13 protein-coding genes are annotated in these 14,049 nt (G+C 71.2%); 6 read left to right on the top strand and 7 right to left on the bottom strand.

Annotated features, from left to right (window positions below):
• Window position 1 precedes the first annotated feature (1 nt).
• Both SCNRRL3882_RS32505 and SCNRRL3882_RS32500 read right to left on the bottom strand, forming a co-directional pair.
• Window positions 2-1,666: a class I adenylate-forming enzyme family protein gene (locus SCNRRL3882_RS32505; RefSeq protein ID WP_010045450.1), complete on the bottom strand. Its 1,665-nt coding sequence runs from the start codon at window positions 1,664-1,666 to the stop codon at window positions 2-4.
• Window positions 1,663-2,436: an SDR family oxidoreductase gene (locus tag SCNRRL3882_RS32500; RefSeq protein WP_010045451.1), complete on the bottom strand. Its 774-nt coding sequence runs from the start codon at window positions 2,434-2,436 to the stop codon at window positions 1,663-1,665. The genes SCNRRL3882_RS32505 and SCNRRL3882_RS32500 overlap by 4 nt, the downstream gene beginning before the upstream one ends.
• 177 nt (window positions 2,437-2,613) lie before the next feature.
• On the opposite strand from SCNRRL3882_RS32500, the gene SCNRRL3882_RS32495 reads away from it, so the two are divergent.
• Both SCNRRL3882_RS32495 and SCNRRL3882_RS32490 read left to right on the top strand, forming a co-directional pair.
• Complete coding sequence (locus SCNRRL3882_RS32495; protein ID WP_010045452.1) at window positions 2,614-3,849, top strand: exo-beta-N-acetylmuramidase NamZ domain-containing protein; 1,236 nt, start codon at window positions 2,614-2,616, stop codon at window positions 3,847-3,849.
• A gap of 106 nt (window positions 3,850-3,955) precedes the next feature.
• Window positions 3,956-5,272 carry a hypothetical protein gene (locus tag SCNRRL3882_RS32490; protein ID WP_010045453.1) on the top strand — a complete coding sequence of 439 codons (1,317 nt, stop codon included), beginning with the start codon at window positions 3,956-3,958 and terminating at the stop codon, window positions 5,270-5,272.
• A gap of 30 nt (window positions 5,273-5,302) precedes the next feature.
• Here the strand turns inward: SCNRRL3882_RS32490 and SCNRRL3882_RS32485 are convergent, their stop codons facing one another.
• Window positions 5,303-8,101, bottom strand: a complete 2,799-nt coding sequence (locus SCNRRL3882_RS32485) for a penicillin acylase family protein (RefSeq protein ID WP_029181553.1) — start codon at window positions 8,099-8,101, stop codon at window positions 5,303-5,305.
• Between the two features lie 266 nt (window positions 8,102-8,367).
• Here SCNRRL3882_RS32485 and SCNRRL3882_RS32480 point away from each other — a divergent pair, with 266 nt between their 5' ends.
• Window positions 8,368-8,970 carry a hypothetical protein gene (locus SCNRRL3882_RS32480; RefSeq protein ID WP_010045456.1) on the top strand — a complete coding sequence of 201 codons (603 nt, stop codon included), beginning with the start codon at window positions 8,368-8,370 and terminating at the stop codon, window positions 8,968-8,970.
• Between the two features lie 93 nt (window positions 8,971-9,063).
• Window positions 9,064-9,804 carry a 3-keto-5-aminohexanoate cleavage protein gene (locus SCNRRL3882_RS32475; RefSeq protein ID WP_010045459.1) on the top strand — a complete coding sequence of 247 codons (741 nt, stop codon included), beginning with the start codon at window positions 9,064-9,066 and terminating at the stop codon, window positions 9,802-9,804.
• Window positions 9,805-10,059: 255 nt separating this feature from the next.
• Here SCNRRL3882_RS32475 and soxR read toward each other — a convergent pair whose 3' ends face one another.
• A complete protein-coding gene (soxR, locus tag SCNRRL3882_RS32470) occupies window positions 10,060-10,524 on the bottom strand; it encodes a redox-sensitive transcriptional activator SoxR (RefSeq protein WP_010046244.1) in 465 nt (154 codons plus the stop codon).
• 108 nt (window positions 10,525-10,632) lie between these two features.
• Between soxR and SCNRRL3882_RS32465 the strand changes: the two genes are divergently transcribed.
• Window positions 10,633-11,094 carry a MaoC family dehydratase gene (locus SCNRRL3882_RS32465; protein WP_010046241.1) on the top strand — a complete coding sequence of 154 codons (462 nt, stop codon included), beginning with the start codon at window positions 10,633-10,635 and terminating at the stop codon, window positions 11,092-11,094.
• Here the strand turns inward: SCNRRL3882_RS32465 and SCNRRL3882_RS32460 are convergent.
• The 3 genes from SCNRRL3882_RS32460 to SCNRRL3882_RS32450 form a co-directional block, all read right to left on the bottom strand.
• Window positions 11,085-11,729, bottom strand: coding sequence for a TetR/AcrR family transcriptional regulator (locus SCNRRL3882_RS32460; protein ID WP_010046239.1), 645 nt, complete (start codon window positions 11,727-11,729; stop codon window positions 11,085-11,087). The two genes, SCNRRL3882_RS32465 and SCNRRL3882_RS32460, sit on opposite strands and share 10 nt — an antisense overlap.
• A gap of 83 nt (window positions 11,730-11,812) precedes the next feature.
• Entirely contained in the window at window positions 11,813-12,076 is a 264-nt protein-coding gene (locus SCNRRL3882_RS32455) for a YiaA/YiaB family inner membrane protein (protein ID WP_010046236.1), read from the bottom strand.
• A 61-nt stretch (window positions 12,077-12,137) separates the two neighbouring features.
• Complete coding sequence (locus SCNRRL3882_RS32450; protein ID WP_010046234.1) at window positions 12,138-13,289, bottom strand: acyl-CoA dehydrogenase family protein; 1,152 nt, start codon at window positions 13,287-13,289, stop codon at window positions 12,138-12,140.
• Window positions 13,290-13,366: 77 nt separating this feature from the next.
• On the opposite strand from SCNRRL3882_RS32450, the gene SCNRRL3882_RS32445 reads away from it, so the two are divergent.
• Complete coding sequence (locus tag SCNRRL3882_RS32445) at window positions 13,367-14,008, top strand: TetR/AcrR family transcriptional regulator (protein WP_029181618.1); 642 nt, start codon at window positions 13,367-13,369, stop codon at window positions 14,006-14,008.
• Window positions 14,009-14,049 lie beyond the last annotated feature (41 nt).

The raw sequence follows: 14,049 nt of genomic DNA, 5'->3' as shown, positions 1-14,049 counted from the left end.
GTCAGTTGCCTTGCGTCCGGGAACGCAGTTCCCGACGGAGGATCTTCCCACTGGCCGTCTTCGGCAAGTCCGGCAGGATCTCCACCTGGCGCGGGTATTTGTAGGCGGCCAGTCTCTCCTTGCAGTAGGAGGCGAGTGCATCCGGGTCCGTGTCCGCGTCCGGACGCAGGCTGATGTACGCCTTGACGGTCTCACCGCGATACCCGTCCGGCACGCCCACGACGGCGGCCTCGCGCACCGCCGGGTGCGTGTAGAGCACGTCCTCGACCTCGCGCGGCCACACCTTGAAGCCGGACGCGTTGATCATGTCCTTCTTGCGGTCCACGACGTACAGCCAGCCCCGCTCGTCCATGAAGCCGATGTCGCCGGTGCGCAGTTCGGCGCCGGGGAACGTCTCGGCGGTGGCGTCGGGGCGCCGCCAGTAGCCGGGCACGACCTGCGGCCCCCGGACGACGATCTCGCCCTGCTCGCCGAACGGCACCTCGTCGCCGTTGTCGTCGACGATCCGTACGACCGTGTCGGGGCCGGGCAGGCCGACCGCGAGGGTCCCGGAGACCGGGTCGACGGGCGCCTCCAGACCGGGCGGCACGGAGGCGCACGGCGCGGTGCACTCGGTCAGCCCGTAGCCGTTGCGGATGTACGGCCCGAAGCCCGCCCGGAACTTCTCCACCAGCGCGGGCGGCAGCGGGGCACCGCCGGAGGAGATCACCCGGAAGGAGGAGAAGTGGTCCCGGGTGACGGACGGGTGCGCGGCCAGCGCCATGAAGGCCGTGGACGGGCCGACGGTGTAGTGCGGGCGGTGCTCGGCGAACGCGTCGAGGACCACGCCGGCCTCGAAGCGGTAGGCCAGCACGAGCGTGCCCGCACTGTTCAGGCAGGCGCCGAACTGGCAGACCATGCCGGTGATGTGGAACAGCGGCGCCAGCGCGAAGTACACGGGCCGCTCGGGCAGACCGAGACCGGTCCGCTGCCGCTCGGCGTTGTACATGATGTTGCCGTGCGTGTTGGTGGCGCCCTTGGGCGTGCCGCTGGTGCCCGAGGTGTAGCTGATCAGCGCGATGTCGCAGGGATCGGGGTCCCGGTCCTCGGGAGCCTTGTTCCCGGCCCGCGCCACGGTCACCAGGTCGTCGGCGTCCGGGGCCTGCGGCAGCCGCTCGAAGGTCAGCACGCGCGCGTCGTCCCGCGTCTGGAAGTCCAGCTCGCACCCGGTGAGCACGATCCGCACGGGCGAGTCGGCCGCCGTCTCGCGCAGATACGACTCCCACGCCCGGTCCGAGCAGATCAGCGCGGCGACCTCGCCGTCGCGCAGGACGTGGGACACCTCGCCCGACTTGTACATCGGGTTGACGGGCACGACGACCGCGCCCGCCTTCCAGGCGCCCAGCACGGCGAGCACGAAGTGCGGGGAGTTCTGGAGCAGGACCGCGACCCGGTCGCCGCGCTGAAGTCCGCGCGCCGCGAGATGCCCGGCGACGGAGTCGCTGAGCTCGTCGACGTCCCGGTAGGTCAGGCGGCCGTCGAAGTAGGCCAGGAAGTCGCTGTCCGGCGTCTTCGCCACGGCCCGGCGCAGGGCGTGCACGAGGGAGCCGGCGGGGCTTATCGCGCCTTTCTGGGCGTCGCTCAGCAGCTCCAGCCAGGGCTTGGCCGCGTAACGGGACTCGGTCACCGGTTCTCCTCCCACTGCTGCTGGATGCGGTTCATGCCGGTCAGCCACCGGTCGGGGTCACCGGCCCGGGCCTGGTAGTACCCGGCGACCTCGGGGTGCGGCAGGATCAGGAAGCGGTCCTCCTCGATGCCCGTCACCAGGGCGTCCGCCACGGCCTCCGGCTCGATCGCGGTCGGCTGGAGCACCAGGTCGCCCGCGCTGCCGGTGGCGGCCAGCATGTCGGTACGGACGCCCTGCGGGCAGATGGCGTGGACCTTCACGCCCCGGTGCCGGTACGTCAGCGACAGCCACTCGGCGAAGGCGAGGGCGCCGTGCTTGGTGACGGCGTAGGGCGCGGCGCCGATCATGGTGAGCAGCCCGGCGGCGGAGACGGTGGAGACGAACCGTCCGCTGCCCCGCTCCAGCCAGCCGGGCAGCAGCTCATGAGCGGCCCGGACGTGCGCCATGACGTTCACGTCCCAGGAGGTCGCCCAGGCCTTCTCGTCCAGGGGCGCGTCCGCGTGACCGCCCTCGAAGGCGACACCGGCGTTGGCGCAGTACACGTCGACGGTCCCGTCGAGCGCGTCGCGGGCGTCGGCGACGATCGCCGAGGCGTCGCCGGTCACGGCGATCCCCCCGACCTCGTCCGCGACGTGCTTGGCCCGCTCGGCGTCCAGGTCGTTGACGACGACCCGGGCTCCCTCTGCGGCGAAACGGCGCGCGAGCGCGGCCCCGATCCCGCCCCCGGCCCCCGTGACAACGACTCCGGCCCCTTGAAAGGCTCCCACCATCGGTCTCCTCAGACGCGGCTCCAGCAGTGGCGCCAGACTAACCGGTCGGTATGTTTCAAGGAAGGGGGTGGCGCAGCACCTTAGGGGCGCGGGGCCGCACCGATGCGCGGCTCCGCCGCGTCGCGCGAGCAGCCACCACGAAAGCGGCACAAAACGGATCACGGAGGCCACCCACCCATGCGCCCTTCCAGACGAACCGTACTCACGACGGCCGCGGCAGCAACCGTCTCGGCCACACCCACGGCAACCGCCGCCCAGCGCCACAGACAACTCCGCACCGGCTTCGAACGACTCGCCCACGACGGCTACACCCTGCTCGACGGCCAGAAGGTCGGAATCGTCACCAACCCCACCGGCATCACCCGCGACGTCCGCCACATCGTCGACGTCATGCACGCGGACACCCGAGTGGATCTGAGGGCCGTCTTCGGCCCCGAGCACGGCTTCCGCGGCACCGCCCAGGCCGGCGGCTCCGAGGGCCGCTACGACGACCCGGCGACCGGCCTGCCCGTCTACGACACCTACCTCAAGAGCGGCCGGCCGCTCGCCGACGTCTTCACCGCGTCCGGCGTGGACACGGTCGTGTTCGACATCCAGGACGTCGGCGCCCGCTTCTACACGTACATCTGGACCCTGTACGACTGCATGGAGGCGGCGCAGCTCGCCGGCAAGCGGTTCGTGGTCCTGGACCGGCCCAACCCGGTGACCGGCCGGGCGGCCCTGGGGCCCGTCCTGCACAAGGAGTTCGCCACGTTCGTCGGGCGGCAGCCCGTCTCCCAGGCCCACGGGATGACCGTCGCCGAGCTGGCACGCCTGTTCAACAAGGAGTTCCTGACCGAGCCGGTGCCGCTGGAGACCGTGCCGATGTCGGGCTGGAAGCGCTCGGACTTCTACGACGCCTCCGGGCTGCCCTGGGTGCCGCCGAGCCCGAACATGCCGACGCCGGAGACGGCCCTGGTCTACTCGGGGACGTGTCTGTTCGAGGGCACGAACCTGTCGGAGGGGCGTGGCACGACCCGGCCGTTCGAACTGCTCGGCGCCGAGGGCATCGACCGGCGCTGGGCCGCCGCCGCGAACGAACTCGCCCTGCCCGGCGTGCGCTTCCGGGAGGCGTACTTCGCGCCCACCTTCTCCAAGTTCCAGGGCAGGACGATCGGCGGTGTGCAGGTCCATGTGCACGACCGGGACGCCTTCGATCCCGTACGGACGGGAATCGCCCTGCTCGTGACGGCCAGGAAGGTGTGGAGCGGGTTCGCCTGGCGCTCCGACAACTGGATCGACAAACTCACCGGCTCCGCGCGCGTGCGCACGATGATCGACGCGGGCGCGGACACCGACGAGGTCGTGGCGGGGTGGCGGGAGGAGCTGGCGGCGTTCCGGAGGATGCGGCGGAAGTACCTCCTCTACCGCTGAAAGCGGCACCCCTCGCCCAATGCGCCCGTGACGTATGGCCAAGCTCCCCCGTTGGCAGGACGATGCGCCACATCGCGTGCGTCACCCGGGGGACAGGGGGCCTGTCATGGCGGATCCGGCGATGAGTGTGACTCCCTACTGGGAGCTGACCTTCGACGCGGACGGCGACCCGGCGGGCCGCCCGCGCGACCGGCTGCTCGCCGGGGTGACCGAACGGAAGGTGCGCGACCTGGTCGTCTTCGCACACGGCTGGAACAACGACCGCTCGGGTGCGACCCGGCTCTACGACCGGTTCCTGGCTCCCGTTCCGCGGCTGGCCCCGGCGGCCCGGATCGGGTACGTCGGGGTGCTGTGGCCGGCCATGCGGTTCTCCGACGAACCGATCCCGGACTTCCCGCGGGCCGTGGCGGCCGGGGCCCCCGGGCGCCCGGTGCTCGACAAGGACACGCGGCACGCGCTGCTGGAGTCCTTCCCGGGCCGGGCGATCCTGGTCGACCAGATCGCCCGGTTGCTGGAGCAGCAGCCGCCGCAGGAGGCCGAGCTGGAGGAGTTCGGGCGGCTGGTGCGGCTGCTGGTCGAGGTGGTGGCGCCCGGGCCGCAGGCGCTGTTCGCGGCGGACACCGTGGCGGAGGGCGTGCCGCAGAGCGAGCCGGAGATGCTGGCCGGCTCCTCGGCGGCGGCCTGCGAGGAGTTCGCGCGGGCGCTGGCGGGGCCCGAAGCGTCCGGCGCCCAGCAGGGGTTCGGCCTCCCCAACCCCTGGGAGGGGGCGCACGAGCTGCTGCGGCAGGCGACGTACTACGCGATGAAGCGACGTGCGGGAACCGTCGGCGAGCGGGGTCTCGGCCGGGTCGTCGGGCAGCTCGCGAAGGCGGCGCCGGGCGTGCGCGTGCACCTGGTGGGGCACAGTTTCGGCGCGCGGCTGGTGTCGTTCGCGCTGCGCGGCCTGCCCGAGGGCGTGCGGACGGTGAAGTCGGTGACGCTGCTCCAAGGGGCGTTCTCGCACTACGCTTTCGCGGCCCGGCTGCCGCACGACGCCCGCGCCGGAGGGGTGCTCCAGGGGCAGCAGAACCGCGTCGACGGTCCCCTGGTGTGCTGCCACTCCCGGCACGACTCGGCCCTGGGCACGATGTATCCGCTGGCCTCCCGCATGGCGGGCGACAGCCGGTCGGTCGCCGGCCTCGACCTGGGGCGGGCGCTGGGCGCCAAGTGGGGTGCGATGGGCTACGACGGGGTGCAGGCGGTGCCGGGCACGCGCGCGTACACCCTCGCCGAGGCCCTGCGGGCGAAGCTGCCCGCCTCGGGGTGCGTGAACGTCGACGCGGCGGCGGTGGTCAGACGCGGTGGCCCGCCCGCCGGCGCCCACAGCGACATCCTGCACGAGGAACTGGCCCGGCTGGTGCTGGCGGCGGGCCGCATCCGCTGACCCGCCGCCCGCCCCAGGGCCTGTCCGGTGTCACCGGTGTGAGGTGAACTCCACGACCTGCTGGTAGGTCGGCCGGTTCTGCCAGCTGATCTTGCCGTGCTTGATGCCGCCGAGAGTGCGGTGGATGACGGAGTCGGCGCACCACTGGTCGCCCGCCGAGCACTGGTCGTCGCCGGGGTAGACCTGGGCCGCGGTCTTGCCGGCCGCCTCCTTCAAGGTGCTGATGAGGGTGTCTCGGCAGGCGCGGAGGTCTCCGTCGCCGCAGTACTCGCGGGCCAGCGGTCCCCGCACCTGCTCGCCGAGCACGGACCGGATGTCCTTGTCGACGTAGCTCCACCAGCCGTACTGGAAGGAGCTTCCGGCGTGCGACCCGGTCGGGCCGTGGGAGGCGGACGGGGACTCGTCGGTGGGGAGGTTGGCGGTCATCGCCTCGAACAGCTCGCTGCCGAGGCCCGGTTCGAACTCGGCCTTGACCAGCAGCGGCCACCAGGCGTCCAGGATGCGGATCGCGTCGGCGTCGGCGTACTTCTTGGAACCGGCCGAGGTCTCCGTGCGCTTGCCGCCCGCGGCGACCCACGCCTGCAGCTTGCTGACAGCGGCCGCGGCGGTGGGGTCGGTGACGGGTGAACTGCCCACGACCTTCAGCAGCTTGGGCAGCACGTCCTCCGCCCGCAGGTCGGCCGTGGCCGCGTCGGCCATGGCCTTCACCAGCGAGGCCCTGGTCACCCCGCCCTGCTGGACCAGCTTCTTCACCCGGTCCTCCAGGAGGTTGCCGCGGTGTACGGAGCCGTTGCCCCAGGGCGCGGTCGTGTAGTCCTTGGCCTGCTTGTTGTTCCAGGAGATGTAGTAGTCCTGGTCGATGGAGTTGGGGTGGGCGGAGGGCGGGGTGTAGTCGGCCGTGTTGGTCGCCGGGTCCCAGCCCCGCCACTCGTACGCCGGCCGGGCCCACACCGGGAACTCGGCGTCGACACCGTTCGCGCGCACGGGGTTGTCGCCGCTGTTGTAGTACGCGGTGTGCTCGGAGTCGACGTAGAACCAGTTGAAGGTGTAGTTGATGTGCTGCACCGCCTTCTGGAACGACTCCGGGCCCTTCACGTAGTCCGGGTCGTTCAGCATCTGGAAGCCGATGATGGAGTCGGCCTCGTGCATGAAGGACGAGCGCAGGGTGGTGTAGGCGACCTTCTTGCCGCCGACCGTGGCGCGGTACTCGACGGGGCCGTACTTGGTGCGCCAGACGCGCATCGTGTACGAGCCGGCCGCGGTGCCGTCGGCGGTGGTCGGCTTCCAGGCGTTCTTCTGCTCGATCTTCTCCATCGGCGTGCAGGTGCCGCGGTACAGGTAGTGGTAGTCGTCCTGGCACAGTTCGACGGCGAACGTGTCGATGATGTCCTGGCCGGAGGTCGTGGCGCTCCACGAGTAGTCCTGGCCGCGGCCGAGTTCGACGTACATGCTCAGGCCCGCGAAGGAGGCGCCGCGGGCGCTGATGCCCGGGCCCTGGAGTTCCTGGAGCAGCAGCAGCTGGGGGGCGAAGTAGCCGGTCTGCGGGCCGAACACGGCGACCGGGTGGCCGCTGGCGGTGTGCTCTCCGCCCACCACGAGGGCGTTGGACATGCCGCGCTTGGCGGACGACAGGGCTGTCCTCGCCGCCTCGCCGGACGCGTCGGTGGCACTGGCCGTGGTGGCGCTGCCCGTGCGGTCGTAGACGAGCGGCTCCGGCTTCACCGAGCCGGCGTCCGGTACGGCCGTGCCCTGCGGGTCGTCCGGCTTGGTCACGTACGGGAAGCTGCCGTCGTGGACGGTGAGGACGGCCTCCGGGTCGTTGCGCTCCCGGAAGGACTCCCAGACCCTGGTCCCTTCCGCCACGCCGTACTTCTCCTGGGCGGCGAGCAGGGAGAGCGCGTTGTTGACCTCGCCGCCTCCGCCGGAGCCGAACAGCGCGCCGATGACGGACCCCAGCGCGACCATGTCGGTGATCTTGAAGTGCTCGATCTTCCCGGCGTTGGTGACCGAGTCCTTGTGCCCGGTGAGGACGTACTCGCCGGGGAAGTACCGGCCGCTGTCGGAGGCGTCGATGTAGGCGTTGATGCCGTCGAGGTAGGCCTTGGCGTCGGCGAGGGCCTGCTTGCCGCGCTCGCCGTTGGTGGCGACGGCGTTGTCGATCTGCGCCTGGAGGTCGGCCTCGGTGTAGGGCGCGTGTCGCCAGAACTGCTGTTCCAGGCCCTGGTTGGAGGGCGCGCCGCCCGCGAAGGAGGTCAGCTGACCTCGTCCGACGTGCCGGAAGACGTCCATCAGCCACAGCCGGTCCTGGGCGGCCGCGTAGCCGGCACCGAACTCCGTGCCGTACCTGGTGGTTCCGGTGATGTGCGGCACACCGGTCTTCTTGTCCCGGACGATCGTCACGTCACCGCGCCCGGCGGGTTTGACGGTGGAGGCGACCTGATCCGCCGGGACCCCGAACGACGCGTCGTTGAAGAAGTTGTTGATCTTGTCGTTGGTGAGGCCGGTGTACCCCTTGGCGAGGTCGGCGTAGGGCCCGAGCTGGTCCTCGGCGTGCTCGGGCTGGGCTCCGAAGGCCTGGTTCAGGAGGATCTGGGCCAGGGTGGCGTTGCCGTTCTGGCCGGGCGGAAGGATGTCCGAACACTGGTTGCCGCAGTGGTCGTTCGCCGCCGCGGTGGCCTGCGCGGTCCCCGTCTCCGAGGCGGCCGCCTGGGACAGCGGCGACAAGAGGCCCGCGATCAGCGCGCATACCGATGCGGTCTTCAGGAACCCGGGGATTCCGCGGGGAGTTCTCATTCTGTCGAGAACGGTGCGTGGGTTACGCCGTGGCATGTGGGGGGCTCCTCCCGACTGGGGTGGGCGGGATGTTACCGCCGGTATCCCCGCGATTGAAGATGAGCAAGCGTCACTTTTTGGAGTCAGCACAACAGGCACACGAACCACGGCAGTCGACTCACGGGCCTCGTCGGACGGCTTATGGAGGCCATTTGAAATCGGATGGAGCCGATTCGCTTGTCGATACGTCTATTCGGCGACGTCCTTACGACGACGCCGAAGTGACCGGATTACAGGTGCAGGTGTGACGGAGGTGCAGGACGATGGCCGGTTTCCGGAGTCTGGCGAGACAGGTCCGCGATCCGCGGTGCGATCTGGCACTGCGGCGCTACTCGCTGCGCAAGTGCCTTGAGAGGTTCGCCCCTTACGGGCACAGGGCGACCTGGGACCATCTGTGCTCCCGGGCAGGGTTCGGTCCCGAGGACCGGTCCCCCGATCCGGTGCGGCTCGTGGCCGCACTGGACGAACTGGAGGAGGCGCGGGCGGTCTGGCTGGCCTACGAGGTCGAGTTCGCCGAGCGCCGCAAGAAGGAGAAGCACGACGGACTGCGCCGGCCGGGCAGTGTGGACGACTGGCACCGGCTGACCTGGGGCGGTTTCGGCGTGGCGTGGTGCGACGATCCGGCGGTCCATCCCCGTGAACCGCTGGCCGAGGTGCTGCGCCGGCTGATCGCCGCGCTGGAGCGCGAGCCGGGCTCGACGTGCCCGGTGTGCGGCGGGGAGCGACTCGCCTGGAAGTACGACCTGGACCACGAGCCTTCGGCGGGTCCGGTCTGCACGGACTGCGGAATCCTGGTGCCGCGTCCGGTGCTGACGCCCGAGTCCCTGGCGGACGCCAGGCGGGCGAGGCTGCTGGTGTCGGCTTGACGAATGCGGGTGCGCGGGGGGTGCGCCGGGGATGCCGCACCCCCACTGTCGTCGCCGGGGCCGGCTGTCAGTGGTGACTGGCACCATCGAGACATGGTGCAGGTGTGTCTGAACGGTCCGCGGACCGCCGCCGACGGTACGGCGGTGCCGCTGACTCCCGAGTCCATGGCCGAGTCCGCCGCCGACGCGGTCGCGGCCGGGGCCACGGACATCCATGTCCATCCCAAGACGCCGTGCGGGCGGGACACGTTGTCGCCCAGGGTGCTCACGGAGACGCTGTCGGCGATTCGCTCGCGCGTGCCGGTGCCGGTGGGTGTGACCACGGGGGCATGGGCCGAGCCGGACACCGCCGCCAGGCTGGAGCGGATACGGAGCTGGACCGTCCTGCCCGACCACGCCTCGGTCAACTGGCATGAGCCGGGTGCGGAGGAGGTTGCCGCCCTGCTCCTCGATCTCGGGGTGGGCGTGGAGGCCGGCATCTGGTCCGGGACGGACGGTGCGGAGCGGTTCGCCGCCTCGCCGCTGGGGCCGAAGGTGCTGCGGGTCTTGGCCGAGGTGACGGACACCGACCCCGCCCGTGCGGTGGTTTCCGCGCGGGGGCTGTTGTCCGACCTTGGTGCCGCGCACGGGCGTCCTGTCCTGCTGCACGGGGAGGACGGGGGTGCGTGGCCTGTGCTGCGGCTCGCGGGGCGGTTGGGGTTGGCTACGCGGGTCGGGGTGGAGGACGTGCTGGTTCTGCCGGACGGGAGGCGGGCCGGGTCCAACGCGGAGTTGGTCGCGGCGGGGTTGGTGGAGTACGAGGCCGGTCGGCGAGGCGCCCGGCGTCGTGGCTGAGGCCGGGGGGTTGCGCAGCCCGGCGCTGCGGGGTGCCGCTGCGCCCACCCGTGCCGCCCCAAGCGGCACGACTGCCCGCAGCTAGGGCAGCCACGACGCACCCGCAGCCGCCGACGCACGGAAGGGGACGTGTCGGGGGGTGTCCGCCCGCAGCGGTTGGCGCGTCAACGCCAGTCAGTCGGTATAGGGCCCCATCGCGCCGTTCCGAGGACGGACACCCCCCGACGCGGCCCCGACACCACCGGCGAGCAGGCGCTAACCGCGCCCCTTGTCCACCAGCAGGCGCGACCCCGCCCGGCGCTCGCCGAAGGCGTCGCCCGGGTTGGAGAGGACGCAGGTGTCGAGGGAGAGACAGCCGCAGCCGATGCAGTCGGTGAGGTGATCACGAAGGCGGTTCAGCTGCTTGATGCGTTCGTCCAGCTCCGAGCGCCAGGCCTCCGAGAGATGGGCCCAGTCCTCCCGGGTCGGCGTCCGCTCGTCGGGCAGCTCCGCCAGCGCCTCGCGGATCGTCGCCAGCGGAATGCCGACCCGCTGCGCGGCCCGGATGAAGGCGACCCTGCGCAGCGTGTCACGCGCGTACCGGCGCTGGTTGCCGGCCGTCCGGCGACTGCTGATCAGGCCCTTCGACTCGTAGAAGTGCAGGGCGGAAACGGCGGCCCCGCTGCGCGCCGCCAGCTGGCCGACCGTGAGCTCGTGGATCTTCTCTGAAATCTGGGGCACCCCGCGAACCCTACCCAGTCCGTTGACACGACTCTCCCGGCCGACCATGCTAAGCAGTCGCTTAGAGATTCAAGCGCACGCAGACTTCCTGACGCGAGAGGCCGGGACATGGCACAGCCGAGGATCTTCACGTCCGTCGACGACCTGAAGTCGGCGGTGGGCGAGCAACTGGGGTACACCGACTGGCTCGACATCGACCAGAAGCGGATCGACCTCTTCGCGGAGGCCACCGGCGACCACCAGTGGATCCACGTCGACCCCGAGAAGGCCGCCGCGGGTCTCTTCGGCACCACCATCGCCCACGGCTATCTCACGCTGTCGCTGCTCCCCCTCTTCGGACCGCAGCTGATCTCCGTCGAGGGCGTGAAGATGGGCGTCAACTACGGGACGAACAAGGTCCGTTTCCCCGCCCCCGTCCCCGTCGGCTCCCGGCTCCGCGCCACCGCGACCATCAGCGCCGTCGACGACGTGCCCGGCGGCGTCCAGGTGACCGTCGCCTTCACCGTGGAACGCGAGGGCGGCGACAAGCCCGTGTGCGTCGCCGAGTCCGTCTCCCGCTACTACCTCTGACCCCGGGGCGCTTCCCCGTCCCCCACCATCCGCAGCACGAGGTCGGCGTACAGCGCGCCGACCTCGTCCGGCGTCCACGGCCCGTCCACGTTGAACCAACGGGCCACGTCGATGCACAGCGAGAGCACGGCCAGGGTCGTGCCCTTCACGTCCAGCACGTCGAACTCACCGGCCGCCACGCCGTCCTCGATGATTCCCCGCACCTCGGCGTCGCACTGCCGCCGCAGCGCGAGGATCTCGGCGCGGGCGTCCGGACCGAGCGAGTCCAGCTCGTACTGGACGACCCGGGCGGTGGTGCGTCCACCGGCGTGCCACCGTACGAAGGAGCTGACCGCGCCGGCCAGGCGCTCGCGTGCGGTGCCCTCCCGCCGGGCCGCCGTCCGCAGGATCTCCAGGGCCTTCTCGTGCCCGATCCTGCTGATGCGGTGCAGCAGCTCTTCCTTGGTCTTGTAGTGGATGTAGAGCGCGGCCGGGCTCATCCCGGCGCGACCCGCGATGTCCCGGGTCGTCGTGGCGTGGTACCCGCGCTCGGCGAAGGCCTCCACCGCGGCGATCAGCAGCCGTCGCGCCGCGTCGGGCGTGACCTCGCCCCACGCCTGCGCCTCGCCGCCGGCCGTCTCCTCCGCCGTACTCATCACTCGCCCCTCTCCACCGACAGGGACAACACCATACCGCCGAAGGTGAGCGCTCGCTTAGTGCGACCGCCCGGTGCGCCCGCTCAGCGCTTCTCGAAGGAGGTGTACGAGGGCGAGGGAGAGGGAGAGGGCGCCGTCCCCTCCTGCCGGTCCCGGATCACCTTGGCCAGGGTGAAGGAGGAGGTGACCAGGTACAGAACGGCGATGGCGAGGAAGCCCCGTACCCAGGCGTCGGCGCTCAGCTGGTAGATGCCGATCGCGGTGGCCGCCATGGCGACGGCGAAGGAGGCGACGGCCTGGCCGTAGAAGGCGGCCGTGTTCTGCTTGCTGCCCGGTGTGTCACTCATGGCGCCAAGCTTCCGGCGGAGGTGGCCCGCGCCACATCCGCCGACGTACTCAGGGATGTACTCAGAACGCCGAAACGCCCGTGAGCGCCCGCCCTATGACCAGCTTCTGGATCTGGCTCGTGCCCTCGTAGAGGGTCATCACGCGGGCGTCCCGCAGCAGCTTGCCCGCGGGGTACTCGTCGATGTAGCCGTAGCCGCCGAAGACCTGGAGCGCGTTGTTCGCGGCGCGGACGGCCGCCTCCGAGGCGAACAGCTTGGCCTTGGACGACTCGACGGCGAACGGCTGCCCGCGGTCGATCAGGTCGGCGACCCGCCAGGTCAGCAGCCGGGCGGCGTCGACGTCCACGGCGATGTCGCTGATCAGTTCCTGGACCAGCTGGTGACGGGCGATGGTCTTCCCGAACTGCTCGCGCTCGCCCGCGTACCGCACGGCCGCGTCCAGTGCGGCCTGGGCTATGCCGACACAGCCCGCGGCGACCGACATCCGGCCCTTGGCGAGGGCGGACATGGCGACCGAGAAGCCCTTGCCCTCCTCCCCCAGCAGCGCCGAGGCGGGCACCCGCACGTCCTCCAGCACCAGCTCGGCCGTGGCCTGGCCGCGCAGCCCCAGCTTCCCGTGGATCGTGCGGCACGTCAGGCCGGGCGTATCGGTGGGGACCAGGAAGGCGGACACGCCCTTGTGGCCGGGGGCGCCCGTGGAGCGGGCGAAGAGCAGGACGACGTCGGCCCAGGTGCCGTTGGTGATGAACATCTTGGTGCCGTTGATGACGTAGTCCTCGCCGTCCCGCACCGCCCGCGTCGCGAGGTTGCCGGCGTCCGAGCCCGTGCCCGGCTCGGTCAGGCCGAAGCAACCGACCGACTCGCCGGACGTGAGCCCCGGCAGCCAGCGCCGCTTCTGCTCCTCGCTCCCCCAGGCGGCGACGGACTTCGCGACGAGCCCCAGGGAGACGGAGACGATGCCGCGCACGGACGAGTCGCCCCGGCCGAGTTCCTCCGTGACCAGGCAGTACGCCAGGTGGTCGCCGCCCGAGCCGCCGTACTCCTCGTCGATCGTCAGGCCCAGGAAACCGACCTCGCCGAGTTTCTTGACGATCGCCCGGTCGACTTCCTCGGCGCGGTCCCAGGCGACGGCGTGCGGGGCGATCTCGCGCTCGACGAAGTCCCGGGCGAGATGCCGTACGGCGGTCTGCTCCTCGCTGAGCTCCAGATTCACCACAAGCCACTCCACTTGAAAGCCGTACATTTAAATTAGCACTGCTAGTTTCGATCGGCAGCCCTACTATGTGCGCCATGGCCCGACCGCGCAAGCCCCTGCTCAGCACCGACCGGATCGTCGAGACGGCCCGGGCGCTCGTGGACGCGGAGGGCCTCGCGGCCGTCTCCACGCGTCGGCTCGCCGCCGAACTCGGGGTCAGCGGGCCCTCGCTCTACAACCACTTCCGCACCAAGGACGAGATCCTGGAGGCGGTCGCCGACTCCGTGAGCGGCCAGGTGGACCTGACGATGTTCCAGGACGGCCGGGACTGGCGGACCGCGCTGCACGACTGGGCCGTCTCCTACCGGGCCGCGCTGCGCGACCACCCGAACATCGTCCCGGTGCTGGCCCGCGGCCCCGGCCGCCGCCCGGCCGGGCTGCGCCTGGCGGACGCCGTCTACGGCGCGATGGTCGAGGCGGGCTGGCCGCCGGCCCAGGCCACGTCCATCGGCGCGCTGATGCGCTACTTCGTGATGGGTTCCGCGCTCGGCTCCTTCGCCGGGGGATTCGTGGACGACGCGAGCGCCTACGACCCTGCGGACTACCCCCATCTCCAGCAGGCCCATCTGCTCGCGGAGCAGCAGGAGAAGATCGACGAGCGGGCCTTCGAGACCGGGCTGACGGCCCTGCTCGACGGGCTGGCACGGCAGTACGAGCAGGTGCGGCGGAGCGCGTAGCACCATCGCGGGACACTTCGGCGGCGGCCGAAGAGTCCGTG

Origin of the sequence: Streptomyces chartreusis NRRL 3882 (genome assembly GCF_900236475.1) — a bacterium.
Classification (GTDB): Bacteria; Actinomycetota; Actinomycetes; order Streptomycetales; family Streptomycetaceae; genus Streptomyces; species Streptomyces chartreusis_D.
The sequence above is the reverse complement of the archived record's forward strand: the minus strand, read 5'-3'. Positions and strand labels throughout refer to the sequence as shown.

Coding starts and splice junctions, on each gene's coding strand:
- SCNRRL3882_RS32500 (WP_010045451.1), bottom strand. CDS start 2,436: ATGGTGGGAGCCTTTCAAGGGGCCGGAGTCGTTGTCACGGGGGCCGGG.
- SCNRRL3882_RS32455 (WP_010046236.1), bottom strand. CDS start 12,076: ATGAGTGACACACCGGGCAGCAAGCAGAACACGGCCGCCTTCTACGGC.
- SCNRRL3882_RS32490 (WP_010045453.1), top strand. CDS start 3,956: ATGGCGGATCCGGCGATGAGTGTGACTCCCTACTGGGAGCTGACCTTC.
- SCNRRL3882_RS32495 (WP_010045452.1), top strand. CDS start 2,614: ATGCGCCCTTCCAGACGAACCGTACTCACGACGGCCGCGGCAGCAACC.
- SCNRRL3882_RS32445 (WP_029181618.1), top strand. CDS start 13,367: ATGGCCCGACCGCGCAAGCCCCTGCTCAGCACCGACCGGATCGTCGAG.
- SCNRRL3882_RS32485 (WP_029181553.1), bottom strand. CDS start 8,101: ATGCCACGGCGTAACCCACGCACCGTTCTCGACAGAATGAGAACTCCC.
- SCNRRL3882_RS32460 (WP_010046239.1), bottom strand. CDS start 11,729: ATGAGTACGGCGGAGGAGACGGCCGGCGGCGAGGCGCAGGCGTGGGGC.
- SCNRRL3882_RS32465 (WP_010046241.1), top strand. CDS start 10,633: ATGGCACAGCCGAGGATCTTCACGTCCGTCGACGACCTGAAGTCGGCG.
- SCNRRL3882_RS32475 (WP_010045459.1), top strand. CDS start 9,064: ATGGTGCAGGTGTGTCTGAACGGTCCGCGGACCGCCGCCGACGGTACG.
- SCNRRL3882_RS32480 (WP_010045456.1), top strand. CDS start 8,368: ATGGCCGGTTTCCGGAGTCTGGCGAGACAGGTCCGCGATCCGCGGTGC.